The sequence below is a fragment of the Streptomyces sp. NPDC048001 genome, assembly GCF_043203115.1.
Lineage (GTDB): Bacteria > Actinomycetota > Actinomycetes > Streptomycetales > Streptomycetaceae > Streptomyces > Streptomyces sanyensis.
In genome coordinates, this window is record NZ_JBIDBN010000001.1 from 908,384 (window position 1) to 921,629 (window position 13,246).

Annotated in this window: 12 protein-coding genes; 7 read left to right on the top strand and 5 right to left on the bottom strand. The window is 74.8% G+C overall.

Annotated elements, in window-relative coordinates; genetic code table 11:
- The first annotated feature begins 242 nt into the window (after positions 1 to 242).
- From ACGF15_RS03860 to ACGF15_RS03870, 3 genes are all read left to right on the top strand, one after another.
- Positions 243 to 2,732 carry a thioester reductase domain-containing protein gene (locus ACGF15_RS03860; protein WP_392796821.1) on the top strand — a complete coding sequence of 830 codons (2,490 nt, stop codon included), beginning with the start codon at positions 243 to 245 and terminating at the stop codon, positions 2,730 to 2,732.
- The gene (locus tag ACGF15_RS03865) at positions 2,729 to 3,868 is read left to right on the top strand and encodes an alpha/beta fold hydrolase (protein ID WP_345609336.1); all 1,140 of its coding nucleotides are present in this window, start codon (positions 2,729 to 2,731) and stop codon (positions 3,866 to 3,868) included. Before ACGF15_RS03860 ends, ACGF15_RS03865 begins: the two co-directional genes overlap by 4 nt.
- Before the next feature lie 86 nt (positions 3,869 to 3,954).
- On the top strand, positions 3,955 to 4,731 hold the full coding sequence (locus ACGF15_RS03870; RefSeq protein ID WP_345609338.1) for an alpha/beta fold hydrolase: 777 nt from the start codon (positions 3,955 to 3,957) through the stop codon (positions 4,729 to 4,731).
- A gap of 66 nt (positions 4,732 to 4,797) precedes the next feature.
- Here ACGF15_RS03870 and ACGF15_RS03875 read toward each other — a convergent pair whose 3' ends face one another.
- The 5 genes from ACGF15_RS03875 to ACGF15_RS03895 all read right to left on the bottom strand — a co-directional run bounded on the left by ACGF15_RS03875 (position 4,798) and on the right by ACGF15_RS03895 (position 9,069).
- On the bottom strand, positions 4,798 to 5,343 hold the full coding sequence (locus tag ACGF15_RS03875; protein WP_392796823.1) for a hypothetical protein: 546 nt from the start codon (positions 5,341 to 5,343) through the stop codon (positions 4,798 to 4,800).
- A 268-nt stretch (positions 5,344 to 5,611) separates the two neighbouring features.
- Entirely contained in the window at positions 5,612 to 6,025 is a 414-nt protein-coding gene (msrB, locus tag ACGF15_RS03880) for a peptide-methionine (R)-S-oxide reductase MsrB (protein WP_362740482.1), read from the bottom strand.
- The gene (murC, locus tag ACGF15_RS03885) at positions 6,025 to 7,431 is read right to left on the bottom strand and encodes a UDP-N-acetylmuramate--L-alanine ligase (protein ID WP_392796824.1); all 1,407 of its coding nucleotides are present in this window, start codon (positions 7,429 to 7,431) and stop codon (positions 6,025 to 6,027) included. Before murC ends, msrB begins: the two co-directional genes overlap by 1 nt.
- A gap of 126 nt (positions 7,432 to 7,557) precedes the next feature.
- Positions 7,558 to 8,028: an indole-3-glycerol phosphate synthase gene (locus ACGF15_RS03890; protein WP_392796825.1), complete on the bottom strand. Its 471-nt coding sequence runs from the start codon at positions 8,026 to 8,028 to the stop codon at positions 7,558 to 7,560.
- 237 nt (positions 8,029 to 8,265) lie between these two features.
- On the bottom strand, positions 8,266 to 9,069 hold the full coding sequence (locus tag ACGF15_RS03895) for a pyrimidine reductase family protein (RefSeq protein ID WP_362610835.1): 804 nt from the start codon (positions 9,067 to 9,069) through the stop codon (positions 8,266 to 8,268).
- A gap of 31 nt (positions 9,070 to 9,100) precedes the next feature.
- Between ACGF15_RS03895 and zapE the strand changes: the two genes are divergently transcribed.
- The 4 genes from zapE to ACGF15_RS03915 all read left to right on the top strand — a co-directional run bounded on the left by zapE (position 9,101) and on the right by ACGF15_RS03915 (position 13,212).
- On the top strand, positions 9,101 to 10,177 hold the full coding sequence (gene zapE, locus ACGF15_RS03900) for a cell division protein ZapE (RefSeq protein ID WP_345609352.1): 1,077 nt from the start codon (positions 9,101 to 9,103) through the stop codon (positions 10,175 to 10,177).
- Between the two features lie 37 nt (positions 10,178 to 10,214).
- Positions 10,215 to 10,640, top strand: coding sequence for an OsmC family protein (locus ACGF15_RS03905; protein WP_345609354.1), 426 nt, complete (start codon positions 10,215 to 10,217; stop codon positions 10,638 to 10,640).
- A gap of 175 nt (positions 10,641 to 10,815) precedes the next feature.
- On the top strand, positions 10,816 to 12,174 hold the full coding sequence (locus ACGF15_RS03910) for an alkaline phosphatase PhoX (RefSeq protein WP_345609356.1): 1,359 nt from the start codon (positions 10,816 to 10,818) through the stop codon (positions 12,172 to 12,174).
- 132 nt (positions 12,175 to 12,306) lie between these two features.
- Entirely contained in the window at positions 12,307 to 13,212 is a 906-nt protein-coding gene (locus tag ACGF15_RS03915) for a PPK2 family polyphosphate kinase (RefSeq protein WP_345609358.1), read from the top strand.
- Positions 13,213 to 13,246: the final 34 nt, after the last annotated feature.

Below are 13,246 nucleotides of genomic sequence, written 5' to 3' on the forward strand. Positions count from 1 at the left end.
CGGCACGGCCCGCAGGACGGACGGCGGGCAACGGGCGTGCGGCACGCGAACGGCCGGGCGACGGGCGTGCGTCAGGCGCACGCCCGGACGACGGACGTACGGCAGGCACACGGCCGGGCGTACGGCAGGTGGACAGCCGGGCGGCGGACGTACGGCACGCGCGCGGACGGGCGTGCGGCACGCGCACGGCCGGGCGGCGGCCTGGTGGACGGAAAGGATCTGGCAGAGGGTGGAAGGCGCACATGGGTGAGGTGAACGACGCCCCGGCGGACGCCGGGGCGGCCCGCCGGACGGCGGAGGAGATCGAAGGGGGAGGCAGCGGTCTCGGCGTGGCCGAGCTGCTGGCGAAGGTGGCGGCCGCCTCCCGGCCCCCGGCGGCCGGAGCGGATCCGGGCCCGCCGCCCGCCCCGGCGGGCGGCGGGCTGCACGGTGCGGCGCCGGACGCGGGCGGGGGCTCCCCCGCCGCGCCGTCCGTGCCCGCCTTCACCGGCGGCCCGGACGAGCTGGCCTCGGCGATCGCCGAGGCGGCGGGGCGCCACCTGCCGGACGGGGTGCTCTCCCCGGACGCCGACTTCTTCGACGCGGGCGGGACCTCCGTCCAGGCAGTGGAGCTCATCGCCGCGCTCGGGCGGGAACTGGGCGTGGATCTGCCCCTGGACGAGGTGTTCGCCGACGCCCGCCCCCGCAGTCTGGCGCGGAGGTGGCTGGGCGCTGCGGACCCGGAGGCCGCCCTGCCCCCGACCGCCGGACCCGGCACCGCGGACCCCGCCGCCGTGGTTCCTCCGGCCAGGGCGCTCCCGGTCGCGGCACCCGCCCCCGCCGGGCCCGTCCCCGTGGCTGTGCCGGTGTCCGTCCCGGCGTCCGTCCCCGCGGGCGGGAGCGTCACCGGGGAGCCCGCAGGCGCCCGGCAGGAGGACCTGGACCAGATCCTGGCCGACCTCTCGCTCGCCGACCGGCTGCCCTGGACCGGTCCGCCCGAGCCGCTGCCCCCGCGGTGCATCCTGCTGACCGGGGCGACCGGCTTCCTCGGCAGCCATCTGCTGCTGGACCTGCTGCGCCACAGCGACGCCCGGGTGTACTGCCTGGTCCGGGGCGCCGACGAGGAGGCGGCCACGGCCCGCCTCGGCGAGGCGCTGCGCGGCTACGCGCTGCCCTGGTCCGCCGAGGTGCGCCGAAGGGTGACGGTGCTCCCGGGCGACATCCGCGAACCGCGCCTCGGGCTCGGCGAGGAGCGCTGGGAGGCCCTCGCCCGCGAACTCGACTGCATCGTGGGCGTCGCCGCGGCGGTGGACTTCCTGCGCGGCTACCCCTCCCTGCGGCGCAGCAACGTGCTCGGCGCGCTGACCCTGGCCGAACTCGCCGCGACCGGGCGCCCCAAGCCGCTGCACCACATCTCCTCGATCGCGGTGTTCAACGAGGTCGGCATCACCTCCATGGGCGAGGACGACCCGCTGGCCCGGGCGGACCGGCTGATCGCGGGCTACGACCAGACCAAGTGGGCCGCCGAGGTGGCGCTGCGGCGCGCCCGCGACCACGGCCTGGTGGTCACCGCGCTGCGTCCGGGCGGCATCGGGGGCCACAGCAGGACCGGGGCCTACAACCCGCAGGACCTGAGCAGCGGGCTGATCTCCGCCTTCGGCCGGTTCCGCACCGTGCCCGCCTTCCGCTACCTCAACGCCGCCCCCGTGGACTGGGTGAGCCGGGTGGCCGCGGCGATCGTGTGCGAACCCGACGCCTGGGGCTTCGACTACAACCTCACCGGTGTGCCCAACACCCTGGACGACGTGGTCCGGGACATGGCCCTCGGCGGGATGCACGTGCGCGTGCAGGACTGGGACGAGTGGCGCGCCGACACCCTGGAGCGCCTGCGGGCGGAGCCGGTGCCCGAGCTGGAGTTCCTCACCCGGGTCCTGCAGAGCCCGACCGCCCTCAAGCTGTGCGAGGCGACCCTGAAGGGCCCGGCGGCCGTGGACGAGCGGACCGCGGCCCTGGTCCGGGCCCTGGGGCTGCCGCCCGCGGCCCGCTACGACGCCCGGGCGCAGCAGCGGACCTTCGAGCGGCTGAGCCGCGACGGCCTGGCCCGCCTGCCGCAGCGCGAGGACCCGCCCTACCTGTGGTTCCCCGAGACGCTGCAGGGCGCGGTGGGCCCGGTGGGCGGGGCCCCGGACACCCCGTGCTCGCTGGCGCTCACCCTCTCGCTCGCGAGCATGTACCAGCTGGTGACCGAGCGCCGGGTGGACGTCGCGGGGGAACTGCTCTGCACCGCCCTCCATCCGCGGCCGCTGGCGGTGGAGCACGGCGACGTCTGGGTGCGGCCCGAGGAGGGCATCCCCGAGGAGCACGGGATGCGCCATCCGCTGCTGCGCTACCGGCTGCTGCTGCGCGACGCGGACGGGGGCCGCTGGTGGCTGGAGGGACGCAAGTACGCCCGCGCCCGCCGCGACCTGTGGCGGCAGACCCGGGCGCTCACCGTGGAGATCGGCCGGCAGGACGGGCCGCCGCTGCTGTCCGGGGAGGTCGTGGTGCCCGCCGACAGCTATCTGCGCGACCAGGTCGACGGCATCCGGGTCGACCCCCGCCTGAGCGACCGGGAGAAGCGGGCGGCCAAGCTCACCTGGCTCGCCTGGTTCGGCGCGGAGGTGGGCCGCGGGCTCCTCGGCCCCTTCGCCCGCGCCGCCGCCGACCTGCTCGACCTGCGCCGCGACCAGACCCCCAGGGAGCACCACCGATGATCCGCCGCACACGACGGCCCGCACCCCGGCCCGCGCTCCGCGCGGTGCGCACCGGCACCGCGCTGCGCCCGCTGCACCACCGCCTGTCCCCGTCGGCCGTCGAGGACGTCCCGCTCCGGGCCGGGGACGGCGTGCGGCTGGGGCTGACCCGGATCCGCACCGCCGGACGCCCGGCCGGACCGGCCGTACTGCTGCTGCACGGGCACACCGCCTCCTCGGACATGTTCCTGCTGCCCGAGACCCGCAACCTGGTCGACGTGCTGCTCGACGAGGGCTACGAGCCGTGGCTGCTCGACTGGCGCGGCAGCTGCCGGCTCCCCTACAACGAGACCGGCCGCCGGTACACCTACGACGACGTCGCCCTGTACGACATCCCGGGGGCCGTCGCACGGGTCCGGCAGGAGATCGGCGACCGGCCGCTGTTCGCGGTGGCGCACTGCATCGGCTCGCTGGCGCTGTCGATGAGCATGGCGGCGGGGCTGGTGCCGGGGCTCGCCGGTGTGGTCTCCCAGGGGGTGTTCCTCACCCCGAGGCTCGCGGGCCGAACCTCGCTGCGCATGACCCTCGCGGGGGAGCTGCTGAAGTCGCGGATCGACCACATCCCGGTGGACTTCCGCACGGTGGGCTTCCGCTCGAAGTACACGCCCCTGTTCGCGCTCGCCTCGCGACGGGCGGAGTGCCCCGACCCCACCTGCCAGATCCTGCACAACTCGGCCTGGGGCACGGGTGCCTCGCTGTTCGTGCACGAGCACCTGACGCGGACGACCCACGACCGCCTGGCCGAGCTGCTGGGCCCGGCGCCGCTGTGGATCCTGCCGCACCTGCGCCGGATCGAGCTGGCCCGCACCGTGGTCCGCTGGAACGACGGGGACCTGCGCTACCGCGCGCTGCCGCGGAACGCGCTGGACGCCGCGGGGGCGATCGACGCCCCGGTGCTGCTGCTGTCGGGCAGCGAGAACGGGCTGTGGCTGGATTCGCAGGAGCTGTGCCACCGGGTACTGGCGCGCAGGCAGCCCCGGTTGGACGTGGCGTACACCGAGATTCCCGGCTACGGTCACCTCGACACGTTCCTCGGCAGGGGCGCCGCGCTGGACGTCTTCGGGCACATCCTCGACTTCCTGGAGAAGCGCCGGTGACCGCCCCGGGGTGCCGCGCACGTCACCGCGGCACCCCGGGGGCTCCCCGTCCGTCCCACCCGCTCCGCACCAGGAGGCCACCCGCCATGCCCCAGCTGGAAGTCGACGGCGCACGCCTGACGTACGACGACGAGGGACCGCGCGAGGGCGGCGGCGTCCCGCTGGTGTTCGTGCACGGCTGGACGGCCGACCGGCACCGCTGGGACCACCAGACGGCGCACTTCTCCGCGACGCGGCGGGTCGTGCGGCTCGACCTGCGCGGCCACGGGGAGAGCGAGGGCTCCGGGCGGCGCAGCATCGCGGAGCTCGCCGGGGACGTCATGGCGCTCCTGGACCACCTCGGGCTGGAGCGCTTCGTGCTGGTGGGCCACTCGATGGGCGGGATGATCTCCCAGACGATCGCCCTGGCCCACCCGGAGCGGGTGGAGCGGCTGGTGCTGGTCGACTCGATCTCCAGGATGACCTACAGCCGCGCCCGGGGACTGCTGATGGCGGCGTCCACGCTGGTGCCGTTCCGGCTGTTCGTCGAGGCGAACATCCGCCGGGCCTTCGCCCCCGGCTATCCCCGGGAGCGGATCAGGCAGTACGTCCGGGAGTCGGCGGCCACCCCGCGGGAGGTCGTGATGACCTGCTACGGCGCGATGCGGGACTTCGACGTGCTGGACCGGGTGCACGAGATCCGGGTTCCCGTGCTGCTGGTGCACGGGTACCACGACATCCAGCTTCCGCTGTCGCAGATGCTGCGGATGGCCAAGGAGTACCCCGACGCGCAGGTGCGGATCGTGGACGCCGGCCACGAGCTGCCGGTGGAGAAGCCCGAGGAGCTGACCGCGCTGCTGGAGCCCTTCGTCACCGCGTCCTGAGCCGCCGTGGCCGCCGTGCGGCGGGCCGGGCCGCGGCAGGGGCCCTGCGGGGCTCCGGCCCGGAGTTCAGCGGCGTCCGGCGGCGAAGGCCGCGGGGGACGTGTCGTCCAGGTCCACGCAGCACCCGTAGCCCCAGTACACGTAGTAGTGGGGCGTCGCCAGCCGGCGACGGCAGCGGGGGCAGACCACCTGCTGGTGGGGGTTGGCGCGGATGACGGCCGTGTCCTTGAGGCCGAAGACCGCCCGGGTCGCCTCCAGGCCGTGTTCCTCGATCCCCTGCCGGACGAACTCGAGTGCGCCGTAGGTGTGCCCGTCGGGGCAGGTGATCCGGTTGGAGTAGGCCGAGCCGCACGCCTCGGCGCCGAGTTCCGCCGTGATCCGGGCCATCTCGTGCTCCGCCACGGGCTCCAGCCCCAGGTGGCTCATCCGCTGCGGTGTCCAGTACCAGGCGTTGACGGCCGAGAACTGGGCCCGGGTCAGGTAGAAGGTGGCGGTCCTGCCGCTCCTCACGGTGGCCTTCACGATGTCCACGACGATGCTGTCGTCGGCCGCGATGACGGCCCTGCCGCCACCGACGACCGACTCGACGGCGGCCAGGGAGGACGGATCCATGGTGCATCACTCCGAAACGGGCAGCGGCCGGAACGCACCGGCGCGGGTCTCTCCCGCTGCGATGCTCCGTCGGCCGGCCGCACCCCGCAATCGGAAGGATCCGTCCGGGGCCGCGCGCCCGCGCGGCACGGCCCTTCACCGGCCGGCCCGGGGCGGGTACGCCCGGGGGGGCCGGGTCTCCGCCGTGCCGGGTCGGCGGGGGGGCGCGGGGAGCGGGCCCCTGCGGCCTCCCCGGTGCCCCGGGGAGGCCGCGGGCACGCCGTGCCGGTCAGCCCTCGCCGGACTCCGGGCTCAGCGTCAGCGAGATCGAGTTGATGCAGTAGCGCTGGTCGGTGGGGGTCGGGTAGCCCTCGCCCTCGAAGACGTGCCCCAGGTGGGATCCGCAGCCGGCGCAGCGGACCTCGGTGCGGACCATGCCGTGGGAGCGGTCCTCGATCAGCTCCACCGCGTCGGTGTGCCTCGGGTCGTGGAAGGACGGCCAGCCGCAGTGCGAGGCGAACTTGGTTTCCGAGTGGAACAGTTCGGCCCCGCAGGCGCGGCAGGCGTAGGTCCCGGGGGTCGTGGTGTGGGTGTACTCGCCGGTGAAGGCGGGCTCGGTGCCGGCCTGGCGCAGCACCGCGTACTCGGCCGGGCTCAGCTCGGCCCGCCACTGCTCGTCCGGCTTCTCGACGTCGTAGGCCATCATGCGCTCCCTCGGTTCGACAGGTGGGCCAGCACGTCCGGGCCGAGGTCCGTGACGTCGCCCGCGCCCATGGTCAGAACGAGATCGCCCGGCCCGGCCATTCCCGCGACGACGGCGGGGACGTCGGCCTTGTCGTGCACGGCGACCACCTCGGCGCCCGCGTCCTTGGCGGCCTCGATGATCAGTTCGCTGGTGACGCCGGGGATCGGGTCCTCGCGGGCCGGGTAGATGTCGAGGACGACGGAGGCGTCGGCGAGGGCGAGGGCCCGGCCCATCTCGCGGCCGAGTTCCTGGGTGCGGGAGTAGAGGTGGGGCTGGAAGACGACCAGCAGGCGGGAGTCCTGTGCGGCGCCGCGCATGGCCTCCAGGTCGGCCGTCATCTCGGTGGGGTGGTGGGCGTAGGAGTCGACCACCTGCACCCCGGCCGCCTCGCCCTTGGGCTGCAGCCGCCGTCCGACGCCGGTGTAGGCGGTGAGGGCACGGGCGAGCTGCGCGGGGTCGATGCCGAGGCGCGCGCCGGCGGCCAGCGCGGCGGCGGCGTTGTGGGCGTAGTGGCGGCCGGGCACGGAGACGGTGAAGACGTGCTCGGTGCCGTCCATGACCACGGCGACCTCGCTGGTCATGCCGCGGGGGGTGAGGGAGCGGATCCACACGTCGGAGCCCTCCGCCTCGCCGACCGTGACGATCGCGGGGCCGCCGGGGCGCCCGGAGAGGCGGGCGGCCAGCTCGCGGGCGCCGGGGTGCTCGCCGACGACCAGGGTGCCGCCGGGCACGATCTTGGCGGCGAAGGCCTCGAAGGACTCGTAGATCTCGTCCATGGAGGCGTAGTTGGCGTGGTGGTCGAGTTCGACGTTGAGGACGATCGCGACCTCGGGGTCGTACTTCTGGAAGCTGCGGTCGCTCTCGTCGGCCTCGGCGACGAAGATCGCGCCCTCGCCGTGGCGGGCGTTGGTGCCGGGTCCGGCGAGGTCCCCGCCGATCGCGTAGGAGGGGTCCTCGCCCAGTTCGGTCAGGGCGACGGCCAGCATCGAGGTGGTGGTGGTCTTGCCGTGGGTGCCGGCGACGGCGAGCGGGCGGGTGCCGTGCATCAGGGAGGCCAGGGCGTCGGAGCGGTGGACGACCGGCACCGAGAGTTCGGCGGCCCTCACCAGCTCGGGGTTGTCGGCGCGGATCGCGCTGGAGACGACCACGCAGGTGGCGTCGGGGGCGAGGTGCACGGCGGCGTGGCCGAGGTGCACGGTGACGCCGAGTTCGCGCAGGGAGGCGGCGGTGGCGGAGTCCCGTGCGTCGCTGCCCGCGACCTTCGCGCCCCGGCTGGCGAGGATCCTCGCGATGCCCGACATCCCGGCGCCGCCGATGCCGATGAAGTGCGGGCGCTCCATGGCGCTGGGGACGGCGGGTGCCATGTGTCGATCTCCCGGGGTGTGCGAGTACGTGCCGGGGCCCACCCTAATGGGCGACCGGGGGCCCGCAGGGCACCGCGGGGGCCGGGCCCGCGGCGCCCCGCCGGGCCCCGGCCGGCCCGGGTGCGGCTACTCGCTGTGCGCGAACAGCTTCAGGACGGGCACACCGACCTTGTGGCGGGCCCGGGAGGCCCAGTCCCGGTGGAAGAACTCCTCGACGTAGTGGGGTTCGGTGAGCACGATCACCTCGTCGGCGCCGGACTCCTCGACCACGGCCTTCAGTCTGTCCAGCGGGTGTTTCTCCACCACCTGCCCGTGCGCCTCGCAGCCTGCGGCCTTCAGTGCGGCGAGCGAGTGGGCGAGGCCCCGCTCGGCCGGGCCCTTCGCCTCGCTGCCCTCGGGCTCGTCCCCCTCCCGGACCGCGTCCTTCAGCTCGCCGAGCGCCACGTCGTCGATGGCGCGCAGCAGGACGTCGGCCTGGTCACCTCGGGGCTGCATCAGCAGGACGAAGGCGACCGCCTCGTCCCCGTGCAGCGTGGTGAGGAACTCGACGTCTTCCGGGGACAGGGGCTTCTCGATCATCAGTACGCTTGTGAACACCGGCGGGAGCCCTTCTGCGGAAACCATCCTCCCCCGTTGACGCACGGGGCCTGCGAGACCAGTGTGCCCCTCCGGCGCTAACCGGAACGGAAAATTCCGGTGATTGTCGCCTTCCGGGTACCCAGGCTCACACGCAGGTGGGACGGCCCCTCACACGCCCGTGGGACGAGGCCGGGCATCCCTGGCCCGCTCCGGTCACCCGGCGCCCGCCCCGGCGCCCCGGGCGGAGGGGCGCACTCACGCCCGGCGGTACCGGGTGAACAGGAAGCCCGACTCCTCCAGGACCGACACCAGGGCGAAGCGCGCGGGGTCCGCCAGGGCCGGGCCCCCGGCGATGCGCTGGGCGTCGCCCGCGGCCATCGTCGGCGAGAGGGTCAGGCAGAGCTCGTCCAGCACCCCGGCCGCGGCGAACTGCCCGAGCAGACGCGGCCCGCCCTCGGTCAGCAGCCGGGTGAACCCCCGCCCGGCCAGCGCCCTCAGCGCCTGGGCGGGCTCCACACCCGGGCCGTCGCCCGCGACGACCACCTCGGCCCCGGCGCGCTCGGCGCGCCCGAGCCGGTCGGCCGGGGCCGCGGCCCCGGTGAGCACCAGCGTCGGCACCAGCGGCTCGGTGAACAGCGGCTGCGAGAAGTCCAGGTCCAGCGAGGCGCTGACCACGGCGATCGCCGGGGCCGGACCCTGGCCAGCGGCCTGGCGCCGCCGGGCGAAGGCCTCCCGGGCCCGGGCGGGCCGGTAGCCCTCCGAGCGCACCGTCTGGGCCCCGACGAGCACGGCGTCCGCGAGCCCGCGCAGCGTGCCGAAGATCCGCATGTCCGCGGCGCCGGAGAGCGGCTGCGAGCGGCCCTCGTGGGCCGCGGCGCCGTCGAGCGAGGACACCATGTTCCCCCGGAGCCAGGCGCGGCCCGCGGCACCCGGCTCCGCACCGGGCCCGTCCGGCAGCGGGTAGGCGTAGGCCTCGGCCAGCTCGTCGAGCGACCACTCCCGGTCTCTCGCCCCCTCGGAATCGGATGTCTGGTCGGTCACAGGGAACAGGCGTCGCATACCGAGCAGTCTTACACGGCCCTTACAGTTGATGACTGTGCCGACCAGCCCGATAGCAGAAGCCGCTCCCCTCTCGCTGTGCGCCCGCGAGCCGCATGTCCCCGCCGACCGGCTGGTGGCGGAGATGGTGCCGCCGCCGCGCTTCGACGCGGTGCGCTTCGACACCTACGTCCCCGACCCGAACCAGCCCAGCCAGGTCGAGGCCGTGAAGGTGCTCGGCGGGTTCGCCTCGGGCCTCGGCGGCGCCCATGCGACGGGCAGCGGCAGGCGGCGCTGGTTCTCCCGCAGGCCCCCGGCCCCCGCCGGCCCGCGCGGCGTCTACCTCGACGGCGGCTACGGCGTCGGCAAGACCCACCTGCTGGCCTCGCTGTGGCACGCCACCCCGGCGGAGCCCTCCCTGAAGGCGTTCGGCACCTTCGTCGAGCTGACCAACCTGGTGGGCGCGCTCGGCTTCCAGCAGACGGTGGCCACGCTCGGCGGGCACCGGCTGCTGTGCATCGACGAGTTCGAACTCGACGACCCGGGCGACACCGTGCTCGTGTCGACGCTGCTCAGCCGTCTGGTCGAGGCGGGCGTCGCGCTCGCCGCCACCTCGAACACCCTGCCCGGCAAGCTGGGCGAGGGCCGCTTCGCCGCAGCCGACTTCCTGCGCGAGATCCAGGGGCTGTCCGCGCACTTCCGGCCCCTGCGGATCGACGGCGAGGACTACCGCCACCGCGGACTGCCCGAGGCTCCCCCGCCGGCCACCGAGGACGAGGTGACCCGGACCGCCTACGCGACCGAGGGCGCCTCGCTCGACGACTTCCCCCTGCTGCTGGAGCACCTGGCCCGGGTGCATCCGAGCCGCTACGGAGCGCTGACCGACGGTGTCCGCGCCGTCTGCCTCACCGGCGTTCAGCCGGTGCCGGACCAGTCGACGGCGCTGCGCCTGGTCGTGCTGGCGGACCGGCTGTACGACCGCGAGGTCCCCGTGCTGGCCTCCGGGGTGCCCTTCGACGCCCTGTTCGGTGACGAGATGCTGCGCGGCGGTTACCGGAAGAAGTACTTCCGGGCCATCTCCCGACTCACGGCACTGGCACGGGACGCGAAGGGCTTGGTGGCGCAGTAGGTTTGGGGGCGTCACCCCCGTTTCCGAAGGGAAGATCATGGCTACCACGCGCCAGGCGCACACCGTTTGGGAAGGCAACCTGATGGACGGCAAGGGCGCCGTCACGATGGACTCCTCCGGAGTCGGTGAGTACCCGGTCTCCTGGCCCGCCCGCGCCGAGGCCCCCGACGGCAAGACCAGCCCCGAGGAGCTGATCGCGGCCGCCCACTCCAGCTGCTTCTCCATGGCGCTCTCCCACGGCCTGGCGGGCGCGGGCACCCCGCCCGCGCGGCTGGAGACCAAGGCGGAGGTCACCTTCCAGCCGGGCGAGGGCATCACCGGGATCCACCTGACCGTGCAGGGCGAGGTGCCCGGTCTGGACGAGGCGGCCTTCGTGAAGGCGGCCGAGGACGCCAAGGCCAACTGCCCGGTCAGCCAGGCCCTGACCGGCACCACCATCACGCTGAGCGCCTCGCTGGCCTGAGGCCCGGCCGGTGCCGCCGTGCCGCAGGTCCGGCACGGCGACACCGGCGGCCGCCGCGGCCACGCCTGGTTCCCCGGCGGAGCACCCCGTGCTACACACGAGCGGTCGCGTTTCCCGACCCCTCCCGCGCCCCCCACGGCGGCGGGAAGGGGACCCCACAGGGAGTTGATTGCCGATGAGCACCACACGACGTCAGGTACTGTCGGGCGCCGGGGCGTTGGGCGCCTCGATCGTCTTCAACGGCGCGCTCGCCGAGCTGTTCGCGGGAACGGCCGCCGCCCGCGGCCACGGCGGCTACGGCCCCCTGGTGCCGGACCCCGAGGGGCTGCTCGACCTGCCGCGGGGCTTCCGCTACCGGGTCCTCTCCCGTGAGGGCCGCCCGCTGCGCTCCGGTGAGGGCCGGGTGCCCTCCAACCACGACGGCATGGCCGCCTTCGCGGGCCGCGGGGGCGGGGTCGTGCTGGTCCGCAACCACGAGAACCGCCCCCGCAGCCGGGTGCCGGTGCCGCGGATCGAGGGCCTGACCTACGACCCGGCCGCCGAGGGCGGCTGCACCGCGCTGGTGCTCGACGACCGCGGGGCGGTGGTGTCCGAACGGGTGGCCGTCGCCGGTACCGCCGTCAACTGCGCGGGCGGCCCCACCCCCTGGCGCACCTGGCTGACCTGCGAGGAGAACGAGGACAGGGCCGGTACCCGGGGCTACACCAAGGACCACGGCTTCGTCTTCGAGGTCGACGGCACCGATCCGCGCCGCACCGGGGCCGTCCCGCTCACGGCCATGGGACGCTTCCAGCACGAGGCCGTCGCCGTCGACCCGCGCACCGGGATCGTCTACGAGACGGAGGACGCCTTCGAGCGCCCCTTCGGGCTCTTCTACCGCTTCCTCCCCGCCCGGCCGCTCGGCGGGCGGGGCTCGCTCCGGGCCGGGGGCGAGCTCCAGGCCATGCGGGTGCCGGGGGTGGCGGACCTGTCCGGCATCCGGGAGACCGGGGCCCGCTTCGACGGGGTCTCATGGGTCCCGGTCCCCGACTCCCAGGCGCGCGAGACGCCCATCCGGCACCAGGACTTCGGCCGCGGCGGCATCACCCACGCCCAGAAGCTGGAGGGCTGCTACTGGGGCGGCCGCTCGGTGTACTTCGTCTCCAGCTTCGCCCGCGTCGACGACGGCTCCGCCGGGACCCACTTCGGGCAGGTGTGGCGCTACGAGCCGGACCGCCGGCGGCTGACGCTCGTCGTCGCCTTCGGCCCCGGCACCGACGTGCAGCTGCCGGGCGAGTCGCCGGACAACATCTGCCTCGCACCGGGCGGCGGCCTGATGGTGTGCGAGGACGGCAGCGGCAGCCAGCACGTCTACGGCGTGACCAGGCGCGGCGAGGTCTACGCCCTGGCGCGGAACGCCCAGGACACCGGCACCCCCGGCGACCCCGAGTGGGGCGAGTTCGCCGGGGTCTGCTTCTCCCCCGACGGGGAGACGATGTACCTCAACTGCTACACCCCGGGGACGACGTTCGCCGTGACGGGCCCCTGGCACTGACGGACCCGGCCGCGCACGGCCGGGCTCCGGGGTCGCGGGGGCGCCGCGGGCGTCGGACCATCGTGACAGGAGCCCCGGCCGCGCCCGGCCGGGCGGCAGAAGGCCGGGACGGCGACGGAGAGGGGTTGTGCGGTGGCCGAGGCGGACGGCGGGAAGCCGGGGAAGCGCGAGGGCGCGGAGGCGGAGGCGGACGACGGGAAGCGGCTCTCCGACCTGCTGCGCCTGCCGGGCGGGAAGCGGATCGAGCTGTCCGGATACGACGCGCGCGCCACTCCGGGGGGCCCTCCCGACAAGGCCGCCGCCCTGGCGGAGACCGCCGCGACGGGCAGCCGCCTCGCCGACCTCCAGGAACGCCTGTTCGCCTCGGCGACCGGTGGTGACCGCAGGCGCCTCCTGCTGGTCCTGCAGGGGATGGACACCAGCGGCAAGGGCGGCACCGTCAAGCATGTGGTGGGCCTGTTCAACCCGGCCGGCTGCCGTATCCGGGCGTTCAAGGCGCCGACCGAGGAGGAGCTGGGGCACCCGTTCCTGTGGCGGGTGACCCGGGCCCTCCCCCGGCCGGGGGAGATCGGCATCTTCGACCGCTCGCACTACGAGGACGTGCTGATCGCCCGGGTGCGCCGCCTGGTGGCGCCCGAGCGGCTGGAACGGCGCTACGGGCAGATCAACCGCTTCGAGGAGTCGCTGGCGGAGGACGGCATCACCCTGGTGAAGGTCTTCCTGCACATCAGCTGGGAGGAGCAGCGCAAGCGCCTGCTGGCGCGGATCGACAACCCCGACAAGCACTGGAAGTTCGCGCCCGGGGACATCGAGGAGCGCGGCCTGTGGCCGCAGTACCAGCAGGCGTACGAACTCGCGCTGGAGCGCTGCGCCGTCCCGGAGGCCCCCTGGTACCTGGTGCCCGCGGACCGCAAGTGGTACCGCAACTGGGCGGTGAGCAGGCTGCTGCTGGAGCATCTGGAGGCGATGGACCCCCGCTTCCCGGTCGGCGGCTTCGACGCGGCGAAGGCCAGGAGGTTCCTGCTCGCGGGCGCCTGAGGCGTACGGCCCCCGGGCTCGCCGGGGGCCGTAC

Excerpts from the sequence above, each read along its gene's own strand:
- ACGF15_RS03860 (WP_392796821.1), top strand. The coding sequence starts at position 243 with ATGGGTGAGGTGAACGACGCCCCGGCGGACGCCGGGGCGGCCCGCCGG.
- ACGF15_RS03865 (WP_345609336.1), top strand. The coding sequence starts at position 2,729 with ATGATCCGCCGCACACGACGGCCCGCACCCCGGCCCGCGCTCCGCGCG.
- ACGF15_RS03870 (WP_345609338.1), top strand. The coding sequence starts at position 3,955 with ATGCCCCAGCTGGAAGTCGACGGCGCACGCCTGACGTACGACGACGAG.
- ACGF15_RS03875 (WP_392796823.1), bottom strand. The coding sequence starts at position 5,343 with ATGGATCCGTCCTCCCTGGCCGCCGTCGAGTCGGTCGTCGGTGGCGGC.
- msrB (WP_362740482.1), bottom strand. The coding sequence starts at position 6,025 with ATGGCCTACGACGTCGAGAAGCCGGACGAGCAGTGGCGGGCCGAGCTG.
- murC (WP_392796824.1), bottom strand. The coding sequence starts at position 7,431 with ATGGCACCCGCCGTCCCCAGCGCCATGGAGCGCCCGCACTTCATCGGC.
- ACGF15_RS03895 (WP_362610835.1), bottom strand. The coding sequence starts at position 9,069 with ATGCGACGCCTGTTCCCTGTGACCGACCAGACATCCGATTCCGAGGGG.
- zapE (WP_345609352.1), top strand. The coding sequence starts at position 9,101 with ATGACTGTGCCGACCAGCCCGATAGCAGAAGCCGCTCCCCTCTCGCTG.
- ACGF15_RS03905 (WP_345609354.1), top strand. The coding sequence starts at position 10,215 with ATGGCTACCACGCGCCAGGCGCACACCGTTTGGGAAGGCAACCTGATG.
- ACGF15_RS03910 (WP_345609356.1), top strand. The coding sequence starts at position 10,816 with ATGAGCACCACACGACGTCAGGTACTGTCGGGCGCCGGGGCGTTGGGC.